Consider the following 23,237-nt stretch of genomic DNA (forward strand, 5'->3'; position numbering starts at 1 on the left):
AGGGGCGGACCGGCCGGCTGGCGCCGCCACACGGCCGTGGTGCGGGACGAAGCGCACGTGCCGCGTTCACCCGACGTCCGGGATCAAAGGCTCCTGTCCGCCCGGCTGCTAGGGTGTCCTTCCACGCGGGCCCGGGCGGCGCCCGCGTGTCGGTCCCCGGCCGTACGATCGGTCCTCGAGGCACGCGTGAACGTCACCGTCATCGACACGCTGGGCGACTGGGCGGACGCGGTGGCGGCGCTGCCGGCGCCGGGCCCGCTGCCGGCGCGCACGGTCCTCGTCCCCTCGGAGCGCCACGCGCACGCGCTGCGGCGGGAGCTGGCGCGGACGGGGCGCGACGCGGCGCTCGCGGGCACCCGGTTCCTCGGGCCGCTCACGGCGGCCATCGAGGTGCTCCAGGCGGCGGGCGTCCCGTTCACGCCGGGCGAGGGCGCCCTCCGTCCCGCCCGGCTCCTCGCGCTCTTCCACGAGGACCTGCCGCTCGAGCACTTCGACCTCGACCTGCTCCGCACGACGCGCGGCTGGGACGAGGCGTTCGCGGGCGCCATCGGGGACCTCGAGGCGGCGGGCCTCGCTCCGAGGGATCTCCCGGCCGAGCCGGCCGCCGCGCGCGACCTCGCGCGGCTCTGGTCGCGCGTCGAGGACGGCGCGGGGACGTCCTTCTCCTCCGCCCGGATCTTCCGCGAGGCCGCGGCCCTGCTCGCCCGCGATGCGGGGGCGTGGCCGTTCCACGGGCCGACGCTCGCGCTCGCCTCGGGGCACGCGGACGCGGTCGAGGCGCGGTTCCTCCGCGCCATCCCGGGCGTGCGGCTCGCGGTGCAGACGGACAGGCCGGCAGGCGAGCGGCACCTGGAGCGGGTGGAGCGGCTCTTTGGTGCGGAGGCGCGGAGCGCGCTCGCCGCTCGTGGTTCGACAGGCTCACCACGAGCGGAGGAAGACCGGGACCGCGCGGTCCGGACTCCCGCTCGTGGCTCGACGGGCTCACCACGAGCGGGAGGACCAGGGTCATCACCAGCGGGGCGAGTGACCGAGCGCGACCTCCTCGCCACCTACCTGCTCGCCGACGCGGCGGTGCTCGCCGATCCGGCGCGCCCGCGCAGCGGCGGGCCGGACGGGACGGTGGACCTCGAGGAGCACGCGGGCGTGGAGGCGGAGCTGGAGGCGACCGCGCTGTGGGTCGCGCGCCAGGTGCTCGAGGCGCGGCGGCCGCTCGAGGAGATCGCGGTCCTCGTGCCCGACCAGGATCCGCTGGCGGGGCTCGTGGCCGACCGGCTCGCGCGCCTGCCGTTCGACGGTGGGCCGCTCCCGGTGTTCGTCGCGGGCGGCCTGCCGGCGATCTCGACCGCGGCGGGCGCCCGCATCCTCGCGGTCGTGCGCGCGCTCCGCTCGCACCTCTCCGCCGAGACGCTGGCGCCGGTGCTGCCCGCGCTCCGGCTCGAGGGCGTCGTGGACGGCGACCGCACGCACCTCACCCACGGCGAGGCGATGGAGCTCGCGTTCGGCCTGGGGATCGTCGGCGGCAACCCGGCGCACCCGGCCGGCGCGCTCGCCTGGTCGGGCCGGGCCGCGGCCAGGGCGGGCGAGCTGGAGGCGGCGCTCGCGCAGGTCCACGCGGACGACGACTCCGCGGAGCGGGAGCGCTGGCGGCTCGAGCGCACGCTCGGGAGCCTGCGCGCGATCCGGCCCGCGCTCGACGCGCTGGTGGGCGTCGCCCGCGCGGTCGTCGAGGGCGCGCCGCTCGCGGCGATCGGGGATGTGCTCGGGGGCTTCCTCACGCGCTGCCTGCTCGCCCCGGGCGAGGGCGCCGCGCTCCCGGCGCGGCTCGTGGAGGCCCTCGCGCCGGCGTGCGCGGGCAGCCTCGGCAAGGCGCTCTCGGGCGACGACGCGCTCCAGGTCGTCGAGGACCAGTTGCTCGGCCTCCGCGTGGCGCAGGGGCGGTTCGGCGAGCCCGCCGTGTACGTCGGCACGGTGGCCGGCGCCGCGGGGGTCTCGTTCGGCGCGGTGCGGATCGTCGGGCTCTGCGAGGGCGTGCTGCCGTCGCAGCCCCGCGAGGATCCGGTCGTGCCGGGGGCGCTCCGCGAGCAGCTCGAGCGCGGCGCGCCCGACCGCGTGCTCCGGCGCGCCGAGGATCGCGTGGCCGCCCAGGCCCACGCGCTCGTGGCCGCGGTGCGCGGCGCCCGGGACGCGGTCGCGCTCTCCGCCCCGCGCGTCGATCTCGCCCGCACCGAGCGCGAGCCGGGCGCCATCTTCATCGACGCGGCGGCCGCGCTCGCGCGCCCGCACGCGGCGACCGGCGCGCCCGCCGAGGCGGTCCCGGACGGCGCCGCCCTCCGTCGCGACGCGTTCCGGCCGGCGGCGAGCGCCGCCGCGCGCTTCCGCGACGCGCACCCGATCTCCGACGCGAGCTGGCTCGACCGCGTCGCCCGCACCGCCCCCGCGCTCCCGCCGGAGTGGACGGGCACGCCGGTGGTGGACCTCGCGCGCCTCGCCGCGCTCCGCGCGCCCAGCGGCCCGCTCGGCCCCTCAGACGGCATCTTCGACCGCGGCGGCCCGTTCCCGCCGGTCCCGGGCATCGCGCCGGAGCGCCCCATCTCCGCCTCCGCGCTCGGTCAGCTCCTGCAGTGCCCGCGCCTGTTCCTCATGCGCCGCATCCTCGGCTGGGACGAGCCCGCCTCGGCGCCCTCGCTCCGCGAGCTCGACCCGCTCTCGTTCGGGAGCCTGCTCCACCGCGTGGTCGAGCTGTTCTACCGGGAGCACGGGGCGGCGTTCTCGCGCCGCGAGGGCAGGCTCGCGAGGTGGCTGGAGCTCGCGCGCGGCGTCGCGGACCGCGCGTTCGACGGGCTGCTCTCCGAGTACCCGCTCGTCGGCGAGGGCGTCCGCCTCAAGGAGCGCGAGCGGCTGCACGACGCGCTCCGCGAGTTCCTGGCCTACGACTGGAAGGGCGGCCCGCGCCGCTTCGTCGGCGTCGAGCTGCCGTTCGGCACCCCCGAGGCGCCGCTCTCGGTGGAGGCCGACGGCGAGACGCTGCACGTCCATGGCTACATCGACCGCGTGGACGCCGAGGACGGCGTGACGCTGGTGCGCGACCTCAAGTCCGGCAAGGCGCACCCGCGCGCCGGGAGCGAGGCCGGTCCCACCGCGCTCCGCGACGTGCAGCTCGGCCTGTACCAGCTCGCGGCGCGGAAGCTCGCGAGGCGGTGGGGCACGCCCGCGAAGGTCCACGGCGCCTACGCGTACGCGAGCGGCCGGGGCGAGGTCGAGGAGCGCGCGTTCCGCGCGGACGCGGGCGCGCTCGAGCAGGCGACGGCGGAGTGGCTCGCGACGGCGGCGCACCTCCTCGCCGCGCGGTGGTTCCCGCCGAGCGCCGACGAGGGCGACTGCACCTACTGCCCGTTCCACGTGGTCTGCGGCAGCGGCGCGGCCCGGCGCGCCCGCGAGGCGCTCGCGGACGTCGAGGACGGGCCGCTCGCGCGCTTCCGCGCGCTGAAGCTGGACGAGGGGGACGAGGAATGAGCCCGCGGAAGCCCGCACCGGACCAGGCCGACCGGGATCGGGCCATCCACGCCCGCGACGAGAACGTCATCGCCGACGCCGGCGCCGGGACCGGCAAGACCACCCTGCTCGTGGCGCGGCTGGTGGAGCGCGTCGCGCCCGAGGACGACGGGCCCGCGCTCCCGCTCGGGCGCATCGCGGCGGTCACGTTCACGCGCAAGGCCGCGGGCGAGCTGCGGCTCCGCATCCGCGAGGCCCTGCTGCGCGCGCTCGCGCGGGCCGACCTCACGGAGCTCCGGCGGCGGCGGCTCGCCGACGCGCTCTCCGCGCTCGACACGGCGCACGTGGGCACCATCCACTCGTTCGCCGACCGGCTCCTGCGGCTCCGGCCGGTGGAGGCGCGGCTCTCCCCGTCCTACGACATCGTGGAGGACGACGCGCCGCTCGTGGACGAGGCGTTCGCGGCGTTCCTGCACGCGGTCGAGGCGGGCACGCTCGCGGACGAGCTCCCCGACCTCGACCCGACGGTCGCTGCGGCGGCGCAGTCGGCGTTCCTCGACGCGCTGCGCGCGGGCGTCCGCGCCGAGCGGCGCGTGCACGACCACGGCGTCGTCCCGGGCCTCGATTGCCTCGTCGAGGCCCTGGTGCACACGCGCGACGTCCCGCCGGTCGTCCCGGCCGCGCGGCGGCCCGACCTGGCGAAGTTCCGCGAGCTGGCGGACGAGCTCCTCGGGTACGCCGCGGGCTCGAGCGGCGACGGCGCGGGCTCGCGGTGGGTCGCCGCCACGCGGCGGCGGATCGAGCGGATCCGCGAGGAGGAGGACCCGGTCCTCGTCCTGAAGGAGCTGCTGCGGTGCGCGCCGCACCGGAAGCTCGCGATGAAGGCGGACTTCGCGGACGACCGCGCGGGCTGGGCGCTCTACAAGGCGTTCCTCGGCGACGACGGCAAGAAGGCGCTCCGCGAGGGCTCGCTCCGCGAAGACCTGCTGCGCCCGTTCGCCCGCTGGCTCGCGCGCCGGCTCGTCGCCGCCGCGCCCGCGGTGGTGGCGATGTACGAGCGCGTGAAGGCGCGCCACCGGGCGGTGGACCAGCTCGACCTGCTGCTCGAGCTGCGCGACCTCCTCCAGCGCGATCGCGCGGTGCGCGCCGAGTACCAGGCGCTGTTCGACCACGTGATGGTGGACGAGTTCCAGGACACCGATCCGCTCCAGGCCGAGGTGGTCCTGTACCTCTGCGAGCAGGGCGCGGTCGCGTCGGACTGGCGCGACGTCCGCCTCGTGCCGGGCAAGCTCACCATCGTCGGCGACCCGAAGCAGTCGATCTACCGCTTCCGCCGCGCCGACATCGGCGTGTACGCGGCGGTGCGGGCCATCGTCGAGCGCGGCCCGCACGTGGTCGCGAAGCTGAAGGCCAACTTCCGCTGCGAGCCGGCGCTGGTCCGGTGGCTGAACGGGACGTTCGACGGCGTGCTCGGGAAGGCCGCCGGGGACGCGCCGGTGTTCGACCCGGGGGCCGGGACGGTGGCGAACGAGCCGCTGCTCGCGGGCCGGGACGGTGGTGCACCCTGCGCCGTGCAGGTGCTGCCGCTCGCGGCGGAGTCCGGCAGGAAGCCCGAGCTGCGCGCCACCGAGGCGAAGGCGCTCGCGGCGTGGCTCCGGTGGCTGGTCGAGGGGAAGAAGCGGATCATCGTGGACCCGGCCACGGGCGCGCCCCGGCCGGCTGGCTATGGCGACGTCGCCGTGCTCGTCACCGCCACCGTCAACCTGCCGCTCCTGTTCCCGGAGCTGGACCGGCTGGGCGTGCCGTACGCCGCGCGGGGCGGGACGCTGTTCCTCGCGGATCCGCTCCACCAGCAGTTCCTGCTCGGCCTGCGGGCGCTCGCGGATCGCGACGACGGGATCGCGCAGGCGGCGCTGCTGCGGCCACCGTTCTTCGCGGTGGACCACGACGACCTCGCCCGGGCCCGCGCCGCCGACCCGGCGTCCACGCACCCGGGCGTGCTCCGCGCGCGCGCGGCGCAGGAGGTCGTGCGCGAGCTCCGCCGGACCCGGCTGGACCGGCCGCCGGGGGCGACCGCCCGCGACCTGCTGGAGCGGACCGCGTTCGGCCGCGCGGCCGCGCTCGGACCGAACGGCGCGCAGCGGCTCGAGGCGCTCCGCGAGCTCTGCCTCGTGCTCGAGGCGGTCGCCGCCGAGGGGCTCGACTACGACGCGGCCACCGCGCGCCTGCGCGCGTGGGTGGACGACGCGGTCCAGCTCGATCCGCCGCGCCCGGTCGGGACCGACGCGGTGCAGATCCTCACCGTGCACCAGGCGAAGGGCCTCGAGTTCCCGATCGTCGTCCTCTGGGACGGGTGCGCGAACCTGGCCGCCCGCGACGTGCGCGCGCCGTTCGTGGTGGACCGGACCGGCGAGGCCTGGGCGGTCGCGCTCGACGGGCTCGAGTGGGAGGAGCCGGAGGGCGGCGAGGTGGCCGGCCGCGAGAAGCGCTACCTCGACGCCGAGCGGCTGCGCCTCGTCTACGTGGCCGCGACCCGCGCGCGCGACCTGCTGGTCCTGCCGGTCGCCGGCGAGCCGGATCCCGAGCGGATCACCGGCCGGCTCGTGTCCGGCGAGCCGGCGGCGCCGGTGGAGACGCTCGCGCCGTACGCGATCGGCGCGGAGCCGGCCTGGGCCGGCGAGCTCCCCGCCCCCGCGCCGCGGCCGGCGACCGACGGCTCGGCGCTCGCCGCCGAGGTGAGGACGCCGTGGCGGTCCGCCATCGCCGAGGCCGCGCGGCCGCGCTTCGCGCCCGGCTCGGTGACCGGCGAGGCGCACGCGCGCACCGAGGCGGCGGAGCGGCCGGGCGAGGCGGGCCCGCCCAGGCCGGAGCGCCAGAGCCGTCACGGCCGCGTGTTCGGCGACACGGTCCACCTCGCCATCGGCCTCGCGCTGCGTGGCCCGGCGCTCGCGCCCACTGCCGCCGTGGCGCGGGCTGCCGCGGCCACCGGCCTCTCGGAGCGGCGGACCGAGGCCGCCGAGGACGTCGTCCGCGCGCTCGCCGCCCTGGAGCGGGCCGGGCTGCGCCGCGCGCCGGGGCCGGAGCTCCAGCTCGAGTACCCGGTGGCGCACGCGGCGGACGGGAAGCTCGTGCAGGGGTACGTGGACCTCCTCGGCGTCCGCGACGGCCGCGTCGTGGTGGTGGACTTCAAGACCGACGCGCCGCCCGCCGGCGACGTGCACGCGTCGCACGCGGCCTACGTGGAGCAGGTGCGGGGCTACGCGCGGATCCTGGTCGCCCTCGGCGTGGCGCGGGAGGGCGCGGTGGACGCGGGCCTCCTGTTCACCGCCGACGGCGGGCTCCGCTGGGTGTAGGCGGCGTCCGCCTTTCTCGAGCCTTCGGCTCCGACGCCGCTCATCCCGACCCTTCGACTCCGGCGAGCCTTCGACTCCGGCGAGCCTTCGACTCCGGCGAGCCTTCGGCTCGCCTACGCTCAAGGTGAGCGGCGCGGCCCCAGCCGCGCGGCGTCGAGGGACGCTCGAGGTGAGCTCGTCGAGGCCCGGGGCCGCGGTCAGTGCAGCGTGTGCTCGTCGTGGGCGAGCTCGGACTCGAGCACCATCTCGACGAGGTAGCCGTCCACCCGATCCGGCACCTTCTCGACGACCTCGGGCGAGAGCCAGCGCACCACCACCTCGAGCTCGACGCCCTGCCCGCGCACCTCGACCGGGCGCGCCTTCACGAACCACGGCTCGCCGGGGAGCACCGCCAGCTGGAGCGCGTTGCAGGCGGTGCAGGCGATCTCCCACTCCTTCGGATCGAGGCGCCCGTCCGGCAGGTACGGCGTCTGCGGGCGTTCGGCCATGGCGTCGCGGAGGGCGCGAGGGCGGCGGGGCATGCGCTCACCCATACCCCGCGCATCCGACATCGCCTCCCGCGCGCACGCCCCTTGCTGAGGGACCTCTCCACCGACGGCCCGTGGCTCCGGTTGCGGCCTCGGCGCCGGCGGTGGGTCCACCGCGCGGACACACGGTCCGCGCGGCGGACCCAACCCGAACCCACGGAGGCCGTCATGACCGACCCGTCGCTGGAAGCGCTCCTCGCCGAGCTCGAACGCTGCGCCGGCCCCGACGACCCGCGCGCCGTCCACGTCCTGTCTCGCATGCTCGACCGGCTCCTGCGCGCTCCCATCGCGGACTGCGCGCTCTGCGCGTGGCAGGATCTCGCCCGGCTCGCCGGCGCGATCCGCGCCTCGGGCGGGACCGTCACCGCCGAGCAGCAGGCGGGGATCGACGCGGCCTTCGAGGAGGGGGCGAAGCTGCTCGTCCCGTTCGATCCCTCCGCCGTCCCCTCCCCCGCCGCGCTGCCATCGCGAGTCGCCCGCGCCCTGCGGCCCGGCCGCAACGACCCGTGCCGGTGCGGCAGCGGCCGCAAGTACAAGAAGTGCCACCTCGCCGAGGACGAGCGGGCGGCGCGCTGACGGGCGTCGTTCACCCTGGGTGACCGGGCGCGCCGCGGACGCCCGAGCCCGCGGTGTGGGTCCGGCGCGCAGCGTTCGCGCGCGCCCGCGCGGGCCACCCACTGCGCCCCTGGTTTCCCGGTGGTTCGCGACGCACCCGCGGGGATCATGTGACTGACATCCGCTGCGGCGTGTCTTACTCGTGTTGGCGCTGGGCCACTGGACCGGAGGCATCGGTGAACGTTCCCCTCACGCAGCGCTTCATCTCCGCCGTGGCGAAGGCACACGAGCTCCACGCGACGCAGGAGCGGCCGGGCTCGGGCGCCCCGTACCTGACGCACCTGCTGGGTGCGGCGGCGAACGTGCTGCACTTCGGGGGCGACGAGGACCAGGCCATCGCCGCGCTGCTGCACGGGGTTGCAGCGGACGGGGACGCGCGGGCCAAGCTCGAGACCCTCCGCGAGGCGTTCGGCGCCCGCGTGGCGGACCTGGTGGCGGGCTGTCGCGACGCGTTCGACAGCGCCGAGCCGGGCTGGCGCGCGCGCAAGGAGGCCTACCTCGCGCGCCTCGCCAGCAAGCCCCGCGACGTGCTGCTGGTGGTGGCGGCCGACAAGCTCGACGACGCGCGCGCCATCGTCACCGACCTGCGCACCCGCGGCTCGGAGGCCTGGTCGCGCCTGGCGGGCGGCCGCAACGGATCCCTCTGGTACTACGCGGCGCTCGCGGCCACCCTGGCGCGCGCCGGCGTCGGCAGCATCGCGGTCGCGCTCGAGGCCACGCTCGAGGAGATGGCGAACGCTGCGGTGGACTGCGAGGTGGACGACCGCGTCGCGCTCGCGGAGGAGTTCGGCTGCCTGGCGCTGTCGTCGATCCAGGCCTGAGCACGCGCGAGCGATCGGGCCTCACCACAGTCGCGCGCGTCCAGCCTGCGTCGCTCCCTCCTCCGGGCCGTCGCGCGGGCCGCCTGCGACATTCCGTGCTGGTACGCTCGGAGCACCCCGACCGGCCTCCGCTTCGACGCGGAGTGATCCTGCTAACGTTCGCCGCGGCTTCACGCAACGCGAAGGGGGAGACCATGGCGACGAGGAAGAAGGCCCGGGCCACGCGGAGGGTGTCACGCAGGGCGAAGGTCCCGACCGGCGGATTGCACCCGGTGTTCGGTCCCATCGCGGACCCGGGCCCGGAGGCGCTGGCCGGCAGCATCGCGGGCCTGCGCGGCCCCTGGGCCGGGGGCTGGCACTTCGGACCGGTGGCGGATCCGGGGCCTGGCTTCGCGAGCTGGCGCGACTCGCTGTTCGGCCGCATCGACCGCGGGGCGCTGGACGCCGCCGCGCTGAAGCAGATGGCCGACCTGCGGGTGCGCCGGATCCGCGCTGCGGTGCGGTCCATGGAGGAACAGGTCGAGCTCGCCGAGGAGGAGTTCAAGCTCCTCTCGCGCTTCCCGGAGAAGCTGCAGACGCGCATCCCCCCGTTCGATCCGGGCGGCGACCCTCCGCCCGAGCTGCGCCCCATCGACTTCCTCCGGTTCGTCCGGGATCACCAGGTCGCCTCGCTGAAGCAGGCGATCGAGTACCTGAACGCGTCGGCGGTCGCGATCGAGGCGAAGCGGTAGGGCTTCACGGCCCGGGGCAGGAGCGCGCGGACCTCCTGCCCCGCGCGCGGAGGCGGCGATGGCGGCCTGCGACGTCGTCCTGGTCGGCTACGAGGACGAGGAGAACCTCGGCCTGCGGTCCCTCGCCGCCTACCTCGCGCAGGCGGGCGTGACGGTGGACCTCGCGCCCTACCGCGCGGGCGTCCGCCGGGATCTGCTCGCCTACCTGCGCGCGCGCCGCCCCCGGCTGGTGGGGTTCTCGCTCATCTTCCAGGGGATGCTCCCGGACTTCGCCGACCTCGTCGCGTACCTGCGCGCGAACGGGGTCGCCGCCCACTTCACCATGGGCGGCCACTTCCCCAGCCTCGCCTGGGCCCGAACGCTCGCGCTCGTCCCGGGCCTCGACACCGTGGTCCGGCACGAGGGCGAGGTCACGCTGCTCGAGCTGGTCCGCGCGCTGGACCGCCCGGCGCGGTGGCGCGAGATCCCCGGGCTCGCGTTCCGCGACCGCGGCCTTCCCATCGCGACGCCGCCGCGGCCGCTCGTCCCCGACCTCGACGCGCTGCCCTTCCCGCTGCGCCGCCGCGAGACGCTCGCGGCACGCGACGTCGGGATCGCCTCCCTCGCGGCGAGCCGCGGCTGCCACTACGACTGCTCCTTCTGCTCGGTCCAGACGTTCTACGGCGAGCCGCCGGGTCCGCGACGGCGCACCCGCTCGCCGGGGAACGTGGCGGACGAGATGCAGGTCCTCCACGAGGCGAAGGGCGTGCGGGTCTTCATCTTCAAGGACGACGACCTCGCCACCCGCGGCCCTCGGGCGCGCGCCTGGATCGAGGCGTTCGCGCGGGAGCTGGAGGCGCGCGGGCTGGGCCGGCGCATCGCCTGGCGCATCTCCTGCCGCGTGGACGACCTCGACGCGGACCTGCTCCGGCGGCTCCGGGGCGTGGGGCTGACGTGGGTGTACCTCGGCATCGAGTCGGGCTCGGAGCAGGGCCTGCGCACGTGCAACAAGCGCTTCACGGTGGACGACGTGCGCCGCGGCGTCGCGCTCCTGCGCCGGCTGCGGCTCGCGTTCGACTACGGCTTCATGCTGCTCGACCCGGACTCCACCTTCGCGTCGGTGCGCGAGAGCGTGGGCTTCCTCGAGGACCTCGGCCGCCGCGGCGACGCCTCGGTCCACTTCACCAAGATGTTCCCCTACGTCGGGACCGCGATCGCGGCGCGGCTCGCGGCCGAGGGGCGGCTCGCCGGCACCGACGCGGCGCCGGACTACGCGTTCCGGGACCCGCGGCTGGACCTGCTCCAGGGGTTCCTGTCGGAGGCGTTCCACGAGCGCAACTTCGGGCCGGACGGCCTGGTGAGCGCGAGCCGCATGGCCGCGTTCGACCTCGAGCTCGCGACCCGCTTCGGCGGCGCGGGCGCGGGCACGCGCGCCTACCACGCCGCGCTCCGGCACCTCACCGCCCGCGGGAACGCGCTCGCGATCGCAGCGGTCCGGCGCGCCCTCGACGTGCTCGAGGCCCGCTCGGTGGACGGGTGCCTCGCCGCCTGGCCAGGGCTGCTGGAGCTGGCCCGCGTCGCCCGCGAGGCGGATCTCGACCTCGCGCGCCGCCTGCGCGGGGTCATGGAGGCGAACGGCCACGACGCGCCGCGGCCGCGCCTCCTGCTCAGCGCGCCCCGCCGCGCGCCTCGCCCGGCCCGGCCGGACCGCCCGGGCTCCCTTGCCCCGCGTCCCCGCGCTTCCCGTGCATCAGCTCGAGCACGGCGCGGTACAGGCGCTGGCGCGCGTCGTGGCGCTGGCTGGCGCGGGTGATGTACCGGACCACCACCTCCATGCCGTTCGCGGCGGGCACCACCTGGATGCCGGGCACGGCCGAGAAGCTCTGCACGGCGTAGCGCGAGGTGGTCTTCCGCCACTCGCCCTCCGCCGCCTTCGCGTTCGCCTCGGTCTCCTTCTCGACCAGGTGCTGCACGCCGTCGATGACCGGGTACGGGTCGCGGCCGAGCGGCACGAGCAGCCGCAGCTCGTCCCACATCCACTGGCCGGAGGTGGAGAAGTTGAAGTAGTGGCCCTCGATGGCGAACGAGTTCACGAACGACACGCGGCGGCCGGTGGGGTGGCCGGCGTCGTTCCAGCTCCCGGTCTCGAGCAGCACGGTGTGGAACAGGCCGATCTCCACCACCTCGCCGCCCACGCCCTTGATCTCCACCCAGTCGCCCACGCGGATGCCGTTGCGGCCCATGAGGATGAACCAGCCGAAGAACGCGACGATGAAGTCCTTCAGCGCGACGGTGAGGCCGGCGCCGGCGAGGCCGAGGACGGTGGTGGCCTGCCCGGGCGCGCCGAACACGACGAACAGCGCCACGAGCACCGTCACCACGTTCACGCCGAGGCGCGCGACCGTGCGCACGGTCTCGACCCGCAGCCGCTCCTTCGCGCGCTTGCGGAAGAACCGGTCCACCACCTCGCCCAGCCCGAACCCGGCCGCCACCACCGCGAGCAAGGCCAGCACGCCCCACAGCAGCCGGTGCAGCGCGGCGCGGGCGTGGCCCTGCACCACCTCGCGCCACTGGCCGTAGGTGTCGGCGAGCTCGTTCAGGTCCTGCAGGCGCCGCCCGATCGTGGCGAGCCGGCGCTGGTCGTCGCTGAAGCGCTGGAGCGCCTTCACCGCCTCGGCCTTCGCGGCCCGGTCGGCCGCGGCCGCCTCGCCGGCGGCCACCCGCGCGGCGGACGCCTTCGCGGCCTCGCGCTCCTCGGCCTCGCGCTTCTTGCGCGCGACGAGGTCGTCGCGCCGCTTCGCGAGCCGCTGCGCGCGATCCTGGACGTCGGCCTGCGCGGCCGCGAGCTGCGCCGCCTTGGCGCGGTGCCAGCTCCACCCCCGCCAGCGCGAGAGCAGGCTCGGCGCGGTCGCGGGCGCCGCCGCGACCGGCGGCCGCGGCTCCTTCTGCGCGGCGTCGTACACCTCGCGCAGGCGGCGGATGCGCACCTGCGGATCGCCGCCGGCGCGCTGGAGCTGATCGGTCGCGGAGGCGAGCTCGTTGTTCTCGAGCTCCAGCTCGGCCCGCGCGACCTCGAGCTGATCCTCCAGCTCGACGCGCTCGCGCTCCGGCGCGGCCTTCACCCTCGCCTCGAGCGCGGCCACCCGCCCCTCGGCCGCGTCCACCGCAGCCTGCGCCCGGGCCCGCGCGTCGGCGAGCGCCTTCAGCTCCGGCGTCTGCTCGGGCACGCTCTCGGCGGCGTCGCGCATCGCCACCGCGAACGCGAGGTCGATGGCGTGGTCGGCGAGCCGCTCGGCCTGGCGGGAGAGCTCCTGCTCCTCGGGCGTGCTCGCGAACGCGGAGAGCTGCTTCGCGGTGAGGAGCGGCCGCATGTCCACGAGCCGGGTGCGCCGGGGGCGCTGGCCGCCGGGCTGCACCTGCCCGCCGCCCTGCCCCCCCGCGCCCGCCTGCCCGGCGCCTGGCGCCGCTGCGGGGGCCGGCGCGCCCGCCGGAGCCGCGCCGCCCGCGTTCGCATCGGGAGCGCCGCGATCGCGCGTGAGGAAGATCCCGGCGCTGGCGGCGCCGAGGAGCAGCACGAGTAGGAGGATCGTCAGCTTTCGCGAGGCGTTCACGGCGCGGCAGCACAGCACGAACTCGGGGCCGCGCCAAGGTGGGCGGGCGTGCGCCCGCATGTCTGCCGGCCAGGGCCCGGCGCTCGCCGCCTCGCCACGCGGTCACACCCGTCGGAGCGGGCCTGCGCTCCCGGTGGCAGCGCCACGATCGGTGCGCCTACACTCACGGCGCAGGCACACCCGGTCTGCCCGGAGGTGAGCCATGGGACGCCGCGCCAGCGCCGCGCTCCTCGTCCTCGCCCTCTCCTCGTTCCCGGTGCGCGCCGCCGCAGCGACGACCGTCGCGACCATCGTGGGCCCGGACGGCGCCGCGCTCGAGGCGGCAGCGAACGTGGAGCGGATCCGCTTCGGCGAGGCGCAGCCGATTCGGCTCGCGGTGGGCGACACGCTGGAGGTGGGCGACGAGCTTCGGAGCGCCGGCGGAGCCTTCACGGTCGTCCTGGCGTGCTCGGAGGCCGCGTCGGTGACGCTGACGGGCGCGTTCCGGGTGGCGATCATGCCGGCGAGCGACGGGCGGACGTGCCTGCTCGACCTGTTCGCGGGGGACGCGTACATGACCGGCGATCGCTCCACCGGGCTCGGGCTGGGCGACGTGACGGCCGGCGCCGAGCGGACGCAGTACCGCGCGGCGGTCTCGCGCGACGCGGAGGGCGTCCGGACCGAGCTCGCGGTGTTCGACGGGGAGGTGGCGGTACGACCTGCGGCCGCGGGCGGCGGGTCGGCCCGGGCGCTCCAGGCGGGCGCGGTCCTCTCGATGCAGGGGGCTCGCCGCGTGGAGACCGCGCTCACCGCGCCTCAGCTCGAGGCCGCCGCCAGGCTGTACGCGGTGGTGGACGCGAGCCGCCTGGCGCAGGGCGTGCGCCCGACGGTGGTGAAGCAGCTCGAGACGGCGTACCTGTCCGTCCTCCAGCGTCCCGGCGACGCGGACGCGCGGCTGAAGCTCGTGGAGCAGCAGGTGCGCTTCGCCGCGACCGGCGCGACCAGCCTGCACCAGCTCGACCGGGCGGTGGCGGTCGCGCCGAGGAGCCAGGAGCTGGAGGTCGCGACCCTGGCGCTGAGCGCCGCGGTGTACCGGCAGCGCGGCGAGGAGACCCGGGCGGCGACGCGCGAGGCGGCGCTGCGCGACCTCGGCGCGCCGGCGGTGGAGCAGGCGCTCCGGGCCCGCAAGCTCGATCCGAAGGTCGTCCGGCGCCCGGCGCCGCCGGGCGGCGTCCTCGCCGTCCCGGGCGCCCTCGCCACGCTGCAGGTGCACGCCCTGGCCGAGCCGCCCGCGATCCACGTCCTCGGGGAGACGCGCATCCGGGTCCGCGTGACCACCGGCGACGGCGCGCCGGTGCAGGGCGCCCGCGTGCGCATCGCCGCGGGCGGCGGCTCGTTCGGCCACGCGGTCCCGGGCGCCGCGGGTGCGGCCGAGGCCGCGGGACGGACCGGCGCGAACGGGATCTTCGTCACGGTCTGGGGCTGCCGGCAGTGCGCGCCGGCGTACGTGCTCTCGGTGGAGGCGACGCGGGAGGGCTTCGCGCCGGCGCGCGCCGAGGTGACGGTCCGGGTCGAGTAGCGGCCCGGAGGAGGAGCGGGCGTGCCCGGTGAACGACTCGCGGGCGAGGCCCAGGCGGGCGGCGATCACGGCGCGCCGCAGGGCGTGCTCTGGCCGGAGCGCATGGAGCGCTGGCGGGAGCGGCTGCTGGAGGCGGCGCTGATCGGCGTCCCGCTCGCGGTGATCCAGTGGGTCGTCGGCCGGCTGAGCGCGCGCGTCACCTCGCAGCCCTGGCACGTCCTGTGGTTCGTGGTGCCGCTGGCGGTCGCCGCCTGGATCGCGTGGCAGGCGGTGATGCGGCGCCGCAGCTTCCGGCTGCGCGGCCCCATGCGCGCGTTCCTCGTCTGCTACCTGGCCGTCTTCGCGGTGGCAGGCGCGGCGGACCTGCTGGTCCTGACCCGCACCACGGCGGTCTACGAGCACGAGCCGCTGCGGCACCGGTTCCTGCCCGCTGGATGGGGCGACTGGCGCTACCGCGTCGCGCGCCGGTACGCAGCCGACCAGGTGCCGCTCGTGATCCTGGTCGAGCCGGCGCCAGGGCCCGCCACGAGCCGGGGTGCGGAGCGCTTCGAGCTGGCACGGCTGATCGCACGGGCCGAGCAGGCCGGGGCGGCCGGCGTGGCGTTCGATTTCTACTTCGGGAAGGAGCCCTCGGACGCCGATGCGCTCCTGTGCGCCGCCGTCCAGCGCGCCCGCAGGCCGGTGATCGTCGGCGAACGCACGGTGAAGGCTCCGCACGTCCACGCCGAAGCGTATGCGCCAGCGCTCGAGTCCTGCTTCCCGCGGAATCGCCGGGGCCACCTGCTCGCGTACCGCGACGCGGACGACCTCGTCCGCAGCGTGGGCCTGAGGACGCCGCGCGGCAAGGAGTCGCTCGCGCTCCAGGTGGCGGCGCAACTGGCGGGCCGGCCAGTGGGGCCGGACGGCGAGCTGATGCAGCTCGTCTTCCCTCGCGACGCCTTCCCAGCCATCACCTCCGAGGATCTCGCGCTCACGGACCTGAAGGACCGCTTGCTGCTCGTCGGCGAGCGGTCCGCTGCCGAAACCTTCCAGACCCCGTTCGGCCCGCGCTTGGGCGTGGAGCTCCACGCCGCCGCCGTCGGATCGCTGCTCACCGGCGGATGGATCCGGCGGCCGCCGCCCTGGTGCGGCGCCCTGATCGTCCTGGTGGCCTGCTACCTGCTTTCCGCGCTCGCCGACGCCGGCGCGTCGATCCGGAAGCTCCTCGGGGTCGCGGCCGCGGTGACCGCGTTCGTGGTCGCCGGGGCCGTGCTCGCGATGTGGCTGTGGAACGTGTGGCTGGACGTCGCGTATCCGGTGGCGGCAGTGTGGCCGCTGGTGGCGCTCCTGGCGCTGCTCCGGCGCACGCTCGGGAGCGCGCCGGCGCCTCCGTCATCCGCCGTCAGCGGCGCACCAGCTCCACCCAGCCCCGCACCGAGCTCACCTGCCAGATCCGCTCGGCGCGCGAGAGGTCGCCCAGCGTGAGCGCCGCCTCCTCGAGCTCGCCGGCCTCGAGGAGGTTCGCGCGGAAGGTGCCGGCCAAGAGCCCGGCGGACGCTGGCGGGGTGAGCCGCCGCCCGCCGCGCTCCAGCACCAGGTTGCCGGTGCTGGTCTCGGTGAGCTCGCCGCGCTCGTTCCAGAGGATCACCTCGTCGGCGTCCGGCCGGCTGGCGCGGGCGCGCTCGTACGGCTCCCGGCGCGAGGTCTTGAAGCGGAGGAAGGCGTCGGCGGAGTCCACCGGGTCGGGGGCCAGCGCGCCGCGGAGCGGCCGCGAGGACGGGAGGGGCAGCGCCTCCACCGCGAGGCGGCCGTCGGCCGCGAGCTCGAGCCGGACCTTGCGCGCGCCGTCGAGCCCGGCCACCGCGCCCTCGAGCGCCGCCCGGACCGCGGCCGGATCGAAGGGATGGCCGAAGTGCGCCGCGGCGCCGGCGAGGCGCGCGAGGTGCCGGTCGAGCAGGAACCAGCCGCCCGCCGGCTCCCACCGCAGCGCCTCCAGCAGCAGGAGCCCGCTCACCTCGCCACCTCGTGCCAGCTCGCGACGGCGCGGATGAGGTTGCGGGCCTTCAGCCCCGCCTCCTCGTGCTCGGCCTCGGGCACCGAGTCGGCCACGATGCCGCCGCCGGCGTGCAGGTGCACGAGGCCGCCCGCGACGACGATCGTGCGGATGGCGACGTTCAGGTCCGCGGTGCCCTGGAAGCCGAGGTAGCCGATGCTGCCGGTGTACACGCCCCGCGCGACCGGCTCCAGCTCGTCCACGATCTCCATGGCGCGGATCTTGGGCGCGCCGGTGATCGAGGCGGCGGGGAACGCGGCGCGCAACAGGTCGCAGACGCCGCGCCCGGGCGCGAGCCGGCCGCGCACGGTCGCGACGAGGTGGTGGACCGAGGGGTGGCGCTCGATCTCGGGGAACGCGTCCACCCGCACCGAGCCGGGCGCGCACACGCGCCCGAGGTCGTTCCGCGCCACGTCCACGATCATGGCCAGCTCGGCGCGGTCCTTCGCGCTCGCGAGCAGCGCCGCCCGCAGGTTCGCGTCCCCCTCCGGCGTCGTACCGCGCGGCGCGGTCCCCTTGATCGGCCGCGTCTCCACGTCCGCGCCGTCCACCCGCAGGAAGCGCTCCGGCGAGGCGCACGACACCTGCACGTCGTCGAAGCCGAGCCAGGCCGCGAACGGCGCCGGGTTGAGCCGCATGAGGCGGCGGTGGAGCGCCCAGGGATCGCGCCCGCGCACCGGCGCGAACCAGCGCCCGGTGAAGTTCACCTGGTACGCGTCGCCGGCGGCGACGTGGTCCTGGATGCGCCGCACCGCCGCGAGGTACGCGTCGCGCGTCAGGTCGCGCGAGAGCGGCTCGTCCGGCGCCGCGTCGTCCGTCGCCGCGTCGTCGGGCGCGGTGCGCCGCCGCGCAGCCTCGAGCACCGCGCGCCGGACCTCGCCGAGGGGCGCGCGGCCCGGGAGGTCGGGCGAGGCGAGGCAGGCGAGGTACGCCCGGCCCGCGACGCGATCGAGCACGAGCACGCGATCGTAGAGGCCGAGCACGGCGTCCGGGGCGCCGCTCGCGTCGCGCGCGGCGCGCGGCAGGCGCTCCAGCTCGCGCGCGAGCCCGTAGCCGAGGTAGCCGGCGGCCCCGCCCACGAACGGCGCGGGCAGGCCGGCGGCCTCGAGCCGGTGCGCCGCGAGCAGCCGCTCCAGCACGTCCAGCGCCTTGCCCTGGAACGTCGCCCGCTCGCCCGTCCAGCGCCGCAGCTCGACCTGGCCGTCGCGCGCCACCAGCGTCGCGAACGGATCGAAGCAGGCGAACGAGAACCGCCCCAGGCGGCCGTCCACCGCGCGGCTGTCGAGGAGCACGAGCCCGGGCCTGCGCCGGAGCGCGTCCACGCACCGCTCGAAGCCCTCGACGCCGAGGTCGAGCGCCTCGACCGCCGCCTGGAAGGTCACCGCGCGCGGGGCGAGCATCGCGGCGTTCTACGCCGTCCCGAGGCCGGCCCACCAGCCGGGCCCGCACCTGGGACGCGGCCCGCCGGGCGCGCGGCCGGCTCAGGCCGCCGGCGCGCCGAGCACGCGCAGGTAGGACAGCCCGTCCATGCGCTCCACCTCGAAGTAGCCGTGGCGCGCGCCCCACTCCGCCCACTCGACCGCGGCGCCGCGGACCCACACCACCGATCGATCGGAGCCGCGCAGGAGGCGGCGCTGCTTGCGGCACCAGGCGAGGCGTCCGAGCGGCCCGAACACGGGGTCGATCAGCTGCTCGCGCAGCGCCGTCAGGACCGCCTTCAGCGTGCCGCCCTTCGACGCGTCTCGTCCCGGATCCGGAACCATGTCTGGTCGCTTCCGTGCCGGCGCCGCCGTGGTCGCGCACCCGCCGCGCACCGCGCGCCCTGGGGCGCGCAGCGGCTCGTCGTGGCACGAAGGGTGGCGCGGGTGAGTTCCGCCGTGTCGTTCACGGCGTCCTGGAGGCCGGCGAGCTGCGCCGGCTGACACCGGTATACCACCGGGAGCGCCCCGGCGCTCGCCGCGCCGGCGGCGGTCATCTCAGGGCGACGGGTCGACATCTCCCCGTCCTTCGATTACATCCACCGAGAGCCTCCCGCCTCGGGAGGACCAGGGCGCACGGTCCGATCGGCGCCGCGCCGCCCACTCCCCGACAACCGATTGAAGGTCCGCACACGGACCTCCGCACGGCGAAGGCCCGCAGCGCGCACGCGCGGACAGCGTCCGCGCGCGCTCGTCCGTCGCCGCGCCGCGCACGCAAGAGAGGCAACGCGCATGAGCTTCAAGGATCTCGAGAAGAGAAACGCCCAGCCTCACGTGGACACGCCGGCCCAGGCGGAGGCGAGGGCGGCCGCCGCGGCCGACGTGAAGACGAAGGCCGACGCCAAGGCGGCGAAGAACGCCGCGCAGCGCGAGAAGGGCGCGAACGACGCGTCGAAGGGCGCGGCCGCCGCGCCGCCGGCCAAGGAGACGAAGGCAGCTCCGAAGGCGAAGTGAAGTAGCGTCCGGGGTCGTGGCGGCGCCCGTCCGCCACGACCGCTCCACCCGCTCCCGCGCGCCGGGCCCCTCGCCTCGCGGTCGAGCCCGACGCTCCGTCCGACCGATTCTCGAGTCGCGTCGTGTCGCCGCATCGTCACCTCACCGGAATGGTCGCGCCCCGATCGGCGGCGATCTTCTCCGGAATGCGGCGCCTGTCTCGTGGTTCAACGACATGCGTTCCGGCACTGCGAGCGGAGACCTCCCCGCGAGCGGGCGCGCCCACCCTCACCCCACGGGAGCCACCATGGAAGACCACCGTGAAACCGCGCAGCCGAAGGTGCTGCTGGTCGAGGACGACGACGACCTGCGCGTCGCCATGGCGGGCTGCCTCGCGGGCGCGGGCTTCGACGTGACGCTGGTCGCGACGGGGGCGGATGCGGTGCGCGCGGCGCTGCGCGATCACCCGCAGGTCATGGTCATCGACGTGATGCTGCCGGACTCGGGCGGGCTCGGCGTGGCGGAGGCGCTGCACCGCTACCCGGAGCTGGAGCAGGTGCCGGTGCTGTTCACCACCGGCCTCGCCGCCCCGGCGGTGAAGGCGCTGCTCGCGCCGGCGCCGGTGCTGTTCAAGCCGTTCGGCCGGCGCCAGCTCGTGAGCGCGGTGCGGAGCGCGGTGCAGCGGCGGCCGCCGGCCTCCCAGGCGCCGGCGGCCGCGCAGTGACGCCCCGAGCGCCGGCTCGGGGGACCGCCCGCGCTTCGACACACTCCGGGTGACCCTTCGACTCCGGCCGCGCCTACGGCGCGGCCTACGCTCAGGGTGAGCGGATTCGTTCGATCATCCGCTCGGGGTGAGCCTGTCGAACCACGAGCGGATCGACGTGACTACGGCACGAGCTGGACCACGTCGTGCGTGTCCTTGCCGAGGTCGGACGCGCGGGTGAAGAGCGGGACGGTGTCGTTGGACAGCCAGAGCGGGAGCAGGTTGAGGTAGTTCCACTCCCCGGGGACCGCGCTCGCGCCGCCGGGCCACACCGACTCGGCCCGCTTCACCGCGCCGCGCGAGAGCTCGACCACCAGCCGGTTGGACGGGCCGCTCGAGAACATGAACGCGTTCGCGGACGCGGCGCGCGCGCCGTGGGAGGACGCGTCCACCGCGCCGAAGCCGCCGTCGGTGGGGATGCCGGGAAGCCCGGGGAGCGGCGCCGGGAACGCGCCGAACGCGGGCGGCACGCTGAACGGCCCGCCCATCGGGTGCGCGAAGACGATCCGGTGGAGCTTGCCCCAGCGCCAGTCGTCGGGGTTCGTCGAGCCGCCGAAGGCCGCGGCGAAGTCCGGGCCGGAGAGGAGCGCCAGCGCGTCCGCGAGGCTCTTCAGGAGCACGAGGTCGCGCCGGTCGGCCGGGCTCGCGTCCAGGCCGGGCACGGCGAAGAAGTCGATCCCGGACGCGCCCACGCCCTGCTGCGCGTCGAAGCGGTCGAGCAGGTTGCGGAGCGCGGTCATGGCCTGCTGGCTGGGCGGGAGCGGCATCGCGCCGAGCTTCGAGTCGATGACGTTGCGGATCGCCTGGCCGCGCCAGGTCGAGTAGATGGTCGCGGCGACGCTCGCCTGGACCTCGGCCGCCGACGGCGGCGCGCGCTCGCCGGGCGGATCGGCGTCGTCCCAGCCCTCGGGGATCCCGGTCGGCGTCGAGCCGTCCCAGGCGGCGAGCCGGGCCACCGCGTCCGCGACCGCGGCGTCGGCGCCGAGCGCCGCGAGCGGCGCCGGCGCGCCCTCGCGCCGCGCGTGCTCCAGCGCCGCGGTGAGGTACGGCACCAGCACCTCCGCGTCGAGCAGCGTCACGTCGGCCTGGATCGACTGCATCTGCTCGAACGTCATCTTCCCGGCGGCGAGCACCTCCTTCACGCGGCGCGTGATGCGGCCGGCGCGGAACCCGGCGTCGAAGCCGGGCGCGAGGTAGTAGATGCCGCCGCCGGGGCGCACCTTGGTGAGCGGCGCGTTCTCGAGCGTCAGGCCGGCGGGGTCGTTGTTCGCGTTGACGGCGAAGCCCGCGGGCGGGTTCACGATCTGCGGCAGCTCCTCGAGCGGCACCACCTCGTACGGCACCACCTGGAGCGGCTGCGGGTGCTGCACCGGCAGCCACTCGTTGCCGCCGGTGCCGTCGCGGATGAAGAACGGCGGCAGCCCGTCCACGAGCCCCTGCTGCAGGTCCTCGCGCACCGGCACGGCCGAGTGCGTGAAGTAGGCGATGTTGCCGGCGTCGTCGGCGTAGCAGAAGTTCTGCGAGCCCACGTCGAAGTGGCGCATGGCCGTCACGAAGTCGTCGATGCCGCGCGCGAGGTCGTAGCCGAGGAACGCGTCCAGCTCGCGGGTGCCGGAGAAGCCGGTGTACTGCACCGACAGCGCCACGCCGGTGGCCGGGTCGAGCTGGATGATGGGGCCCTGGTTGCGCCGCGGCACGACCAGCGTCGCGGCGGGGATGCCGTTCCCGGGCGGCACCGGGACGACGTCGTTCATCACCGCGTCGCCGATCACGTTCGCGAGGTAGGCCTCCGGGTACGGGATCACCGGCTCGAGCGTCCCCTGGTACACGGTGGCGAGCCCGCTCGGCGAGCTCGGGTCGGGCACCACCTGCTCCTGGTAGACGTCGGTGACGTCGAACGGGTCCACGGTCGCGCCCCAGGCCAGGTGGCGGTTGTGCCCGACCACCACCGACGGCACGCCGGCGAAGCTGTTGCCGATGACGTCGAACGGTCCGGCCTGCAGGTGCACCGGGTAGAAGGTGGAGGGCGCGCCGAGCGCGAGGTGCGGGTCGCTCGCGAGCATGGGGCTGCCGCCGGCGGTGTGCGCGCCCGCGATCACCCACTGGTTGGAGCCGTCGCGCTCCTCGCGATCGGTGAGCCGCCGCAGGAACGCGTCGCCCTTCACCCGGCCGAGGAACTCGGCCGCGAGCTCGACGGCGCGCGGGTGCAGCTTCCCCGCGCTCGTCACGGCGGCCCGGGTCGCCGTCGCGGCGGCGGGCGAGGGCGCGAGCGCGTCCGGCACGGTGGAGGCGGGATCGAACGGCGCCGCGCGCCACAGGTCCTCGAAGAACAGCTTCGCGCCGTCGAAGCCCAGGGCCGCGCCCGCCTGCTGGTAGGTCGCGAGCGCCACGGTCCGCTCGACGTCGTCCACGTCGAACGAGAGGCCGAACGCGATGAGCTTCGCGGAGAGCAGCGAGTCCTGCACGGTCCAGGGCTCGAACGTGGTCAGCTCGAGCGCGGCGTACTCCGGCGGCAGCGGGTGCGTCTCCGCCCACGCGTTCACGCCCTCCGCGTACGCCTCCAGCGCGGCCACCGCCCGCGCCGAGAGGAGCGGCAGGCTCCGCGCCGCGGCCCGCGCCAGGCCGAACGTGCGCAGCTGCACGTCGCCGGGGAGCGCGCCGGGCCCGAGCAGCTCGGCCAGCCGGCCGGCGGCGCGGCGGCGGGTGACGTCCATCTGGAACAGGCGATCCTGCGCGTGCACCCAGCCCTGCAGCAGGAACAGGTCGTGCTCGTCGGCGGCGCGGAGGTGCGCGATGCCGGCCTCGTCGCGCGTGATCGTCGCGGCGCCGTGCAGGCCGGGCAGCCGCTCGGGCGCGGTGCCGCCGCGGGCGGCGGCGGTCGCGGACCCGGCGGGAGAGGACGGCGACGAGCAGGAGGTGAGCCCTGCGAGGGCAGCGAGGGAGGCGGCGACGAGGGCGGCGCGCATACGGGGCTCCAATGTGGGCCTGCGGGTCCCCCCGGTGTCGCGCCCGGGCAGTAAACGATCAACGTCGCCACCGGGGACCCCCTCACAAAGCCGGGGCATTCGCGGACATCCGGTGCCTCGGCGGCTCGGCCACGCCCCGGAGCCGTTCCCGCCTGCGGGCGAGGTCCTGGGGGCGGCCCCGCAATCACCCGCACCGGCCGTCACGGGAGCGCGCACCGTCCTTCCACTCATCGAGCGCCCTCGCCGCGGCCCTCGCGCGTGCCCTCGCGGCACGCCTCCGCCCGCGCCGAGGACGGCGACGGGAGGATGCCATGACGTCTCCCCTCCGCTGCGCCGGCGTGATCCTGAAGCTCCGTCCCGGCGCCGCACCGGCCTTCG

The 23,237-nt window shown here is 76.4% G+C and carries 15 protein-coding genes and 1 pseudogene; 10 read left to right on the plus strand and 6 right to left on the minus strand.

Going from position 1 to position 23,237, the window contains the following annotated elements; translation table 11 throughout:
* Nucleotides 1–186 precede the first annotated feature (186 nt).
* Together ADEH_RS20035 and ADEH_RS20040 are read left to right on the plus strand one after the other, a co-directional pair.
* Nucleotides 187–3,513 carry a PD-(D/E)XK nuclease family protein gene (locus ADEH_RS20035; protein WP_041453726.1) on the plus strand — a complete coding sequence of 1,109 codons (3,327 nt, stop codon included), beginning with the start codon at nt 187–189 and terminating at the stop codon, nt 3,511–3,513.
* Nucleotides 3,510–6,845, plus strand: a complete 3,336-nt coding sequence (locus ADEH_RS20040) for a UvrD-helicase domain-containing protein (RefSeq protein ID WP_011422924.1) — start codon at nt 3,510–3,512, stop codon at nt 6,843–6,845. Before ADEH_RS20035 ends, ADEH_RS20040 begins: the two co-directional genes overlap by 4 nt.
* Nucleotides 6,846–7,042: 197 nt before the next feature.
* Here the strand turns inward: ADEH_RS20040 and ADEH_RS20045 are convergent, their stop codons facing one another.
* The gene (locus tag ADEH_RS20045) at nt 7,043–7,366 is read right to left on the minus strand and encodes a hypothetical protein (protein ID WP_011422925.1); all 324 of its coding nucleotides are present in this window, start codon (nt 7,364–7,366) and stop codon (nt 7,043–7,045) included.
* A gap of 174 nt (nt 7,367–7,540) precedes the next feature.
* On the opposite strand from ADEH_RS20045, the gene ADEH_RS20050 reads away from it, so the two are divergent.
* The 4 genes from ADEH_RS20050 to ADEH_RS22915 all read left to right on the plus strand — a co-directional run bounded on the left by ADEH_RS20050 (nt 7,541) and on the right by ADEH_RS22915 (nt 11,331).
* Entirely contained in the window at nt 7,541–7,948 is a 408-nt protein-coding gene (locus ADEH_RS20050; protein WP_011422926.1) for an SEC-C metal-binding domain-containing protein, read from the plus strand.
* A 215-nt stretch (nt 7,949–8,163) separates the two neighbouring features.
* Complete coding sequence (locus ADEH_RS20055) at nt 8,164–8,808, plus strand: HD domain-containing protein (RefSeq protein ID WP_041453727.1); 645 nt, start codon at nt 8,164–8,166, stop codon at nt 8,806–8,808.
* 272 nt (nt 8,809–9,080) lie between these two features.
* Nucleotides 9,081–9,539 (plus strand): hypothetical protein, encoded by a 459-nt coding sequence (locus tag ADEH_RS20060; RefSeq protein ID WP_232287357.1) that lies wholly within the window; start codon nt 9,081–9,083, stop codon nt 9,537–9,539.
* Between the two features lie 58 nt (nt 9,540–9,597).
* Nucleotides 9,598–11,331: a B12-binding domain-containing radical SAM protein gene (locus ADEH_RS22915; protein WP_011422929.1), complete on the plus strand. Its 1,734-nt coding sequence runs from the start codon at nt 9,598–9,600 to the stop codon at nt 11,329–11,331.
* A gap of 349 nt (nt 11,332–11,680) precedes the next feature.
* On the opposite strand, the pseudogene ADEH_RS23595 reads toward ADEH_RS22915, so the two are convergent.
* Nucleotides 11,681–13,189: pseudogene (locus tag ADEH_RS23595) on the minus strand (mechanosensitive ion channel family protein); the annotation flags it as partial.
* A gap of 142 nt (nt 13,190–13,331) precedes the next feature.
* On the opposite strand from ADEH_RS23595, the gene ADEH_RS20070 reads away from it, so the two are divergent.
* Both ADEH_RS20070 and ADEH_RS20075 read left to right on the plus strand, forming a co-directional pair.
* Nucleotides 13,332–14,687 carry a hypothetical protein gene (locus ADEH_RS20070; RefSeq protein WP_011422931.1) on the plus strand — a complete coding sequence of 452 codons (1,356 nt, stop codon included), beginning with the start codon at nt 13,332–13,334 and terminating at the stop codon, nt 14,685–14,687.
* 21 nt (nt 14,688–14,708) lie between these two features.
* The gene (locus ADEH_RS20075) at nt 14,709–16,151 is read left to right on the plus strand and encodes a CHASE2 domain-containing protein (RefSeq protein ID WP_011422932.1); all 1,443 of its coding nucleotides are present in this window, start codon (nt 14,709–14,711) and stop codon (nt 16,149–16,151) included.
* Here the strand turns inward: ADEH_RS20075 and ADEH_RS20080 are convergent.
* From ADEH_RS20080 to ADEH_RS20090, 3 genes are all read right to left on the minus strand, one after another.
* Nucleotides 16,069–16,680 carry an aminotransferase class IV family protein gene (locus tag ADEH_RS20080; RefSeq protein WP_011422933.1) on the minus strand — a complete coding sequence of 204 codons (612 nt, stop codon included), beginning with the start codon at nt 16,678–16,680 and terminating at the stop codon, nt 16,069–16,071. The genes ADEH_RS20075 and ADEH_RS20080 overlap by 83 nt on opposite strands.
* Nucleotides 16,677–18,119, minus strand: a complete 1,443-nt coding sequence (pabB, locus tag ADEH_RS20085; RefSeq protein WP_011422934.1) for an aminodeoxychorismate synthase component I — start codon at nt 18,117–18,119, stop codon at nt 16,677–16,679. The genes ADEH_RS20080 and pabB overlap by 4 nt, the downstream gene beginning before the upstream one ends.
* Nucleotides 18,120–18,200: 81 nt before the next feature.
* A complete protein-coding gene (locus ADEH_RS20090) occupies nt 18,201–18,482 on the minus strand; it encodes a hypothetical protein (protein ID WP_015935079.1) in 282 nt (93 codons plus the stop codon).
* Between the two features lie 447 nt (nt 18,483–18,929).
* Here ADEH_RS20090 and ADEH_RS20095 point away from each other — a divergent pair, with 447 nt between their 5' ends.
* A complete protein-coding gene (locus ADEH_RS20095) occupies nt 18,930–19,151 on the plus strand; it encodes a hypothetical protein (protein WP_011422936.1) in 222 nt (73 codons plus the stop codon).
* A 286-nt stretch (nt 19,152–19,437) separates the two neighbouring features.
* Nucleotides 19,438–19,854 (plus strand): response regulator transcription factor, encoded by a 417-nt coding sequence (locus ADEH_RS20100; protein ID WP_011422937.1) that lies wholly within the window; start codon nt 19,438–19,440, stop codon nt 19,852–19,854.
* 161 nt (nt 19,855–20,015) lie between these two features.
* Here ADEH_RS20100 and ADEH_RS20105 read toward each other — a convergent pair whose 3' ends face one another.
* Entirely contained in the window at nt 20,016–22,859 is a 2,844-nt protein-coding gene (locus ADEH_RS20105; RefSeq protein ID WP_011422938.1) for a penicillin acylase family protein, read from the minus strand.
* Between the last annotated feature and the right edge of the window lie 378 nt (nt 22,860–23,237).

The organism is Anaeromyxobacter dehalogenans 2CP-C (assembly GCF_000013385.1).
Taxonomy (GTDB): domain Bacteria; phylum Myxococcota; class Myxococcia; order Myxococcales; family Anaeromyxobacteraceae; genus Anaeromyxobacter; species Anaeromyxobacter dehalogenans_B.

Coding starts and splice junctions, on each gene's coding strand:
- ADEH_RS20040 (WP_011422924.1), top strand. CDS start 3,510: ATGAGCCCGCGGAAGCCCGCACCGGACCAGGCCGACCGGGATCGGGCC.
- ADEH_RS20100 (WP_011422937.1), top strand. CDS start 19,438: ATGGAAGACCACCGTGAAACCGCGCAGCCGAAGGTGCTGCTGGTCGAG.
- ADEH_RS20070 (WP_011422931.1), top strand. CDS start 13,332: ATGGGACGCCGCGCCAGCGCCGCGCTCCTCGTCCTCGCCCTCTCCTCG.
- ADEH_RS20090 (WP_015935079.1), bottom strand. CDS start 18,482: ATGGTTCCGGATCCGGGACGAGACGCGTCGAAGGGCGGCACGCTGAAG.
- pabB (WP_011422934.1), bottom strand. CDS start 18,119: ATGCTCGCCCCGCGCGCGGTGACCTTCCAGGCGGCGGTCGAGGCGCTC.
- ADEH_RS20095 (WP_011422936.1), top strand. CDS start 18,930: ATGAGCTTCAAGGATCTCGAGAAGAGAAACGCCCAGCCTCACGTGGAC.
- ADEH_RS20045 (WP_011422925.1), bottom strand. CDS start 7,366: ATGCCCCGCCGCCCTCGCGCCCTCCGCGACGCCATGGCCGAACGCCCG.
- ADEH_RS22915 (WP_011422929.1), top strand. CDS start 9,598: ATGGCGGCCTGCGACGTCGTCCTGGTCGGCTACGAGGACGAGGAGAAC.
- ADEH_RS20105 (WP_011422938.1), bottom strand. CDS start 22,859: ATGCGCGCCGCCCTCGTCGCCGCCTCCCTCGCTGCCCTCGCAGGGCTC.
- ADEH_RS20050 (WP_011422926.1), top strand. CDS start 7,541: ATGACCGACCCGTCGCTGGAAGCGCTCCTCGCCGAGCTCGAACGCTGC.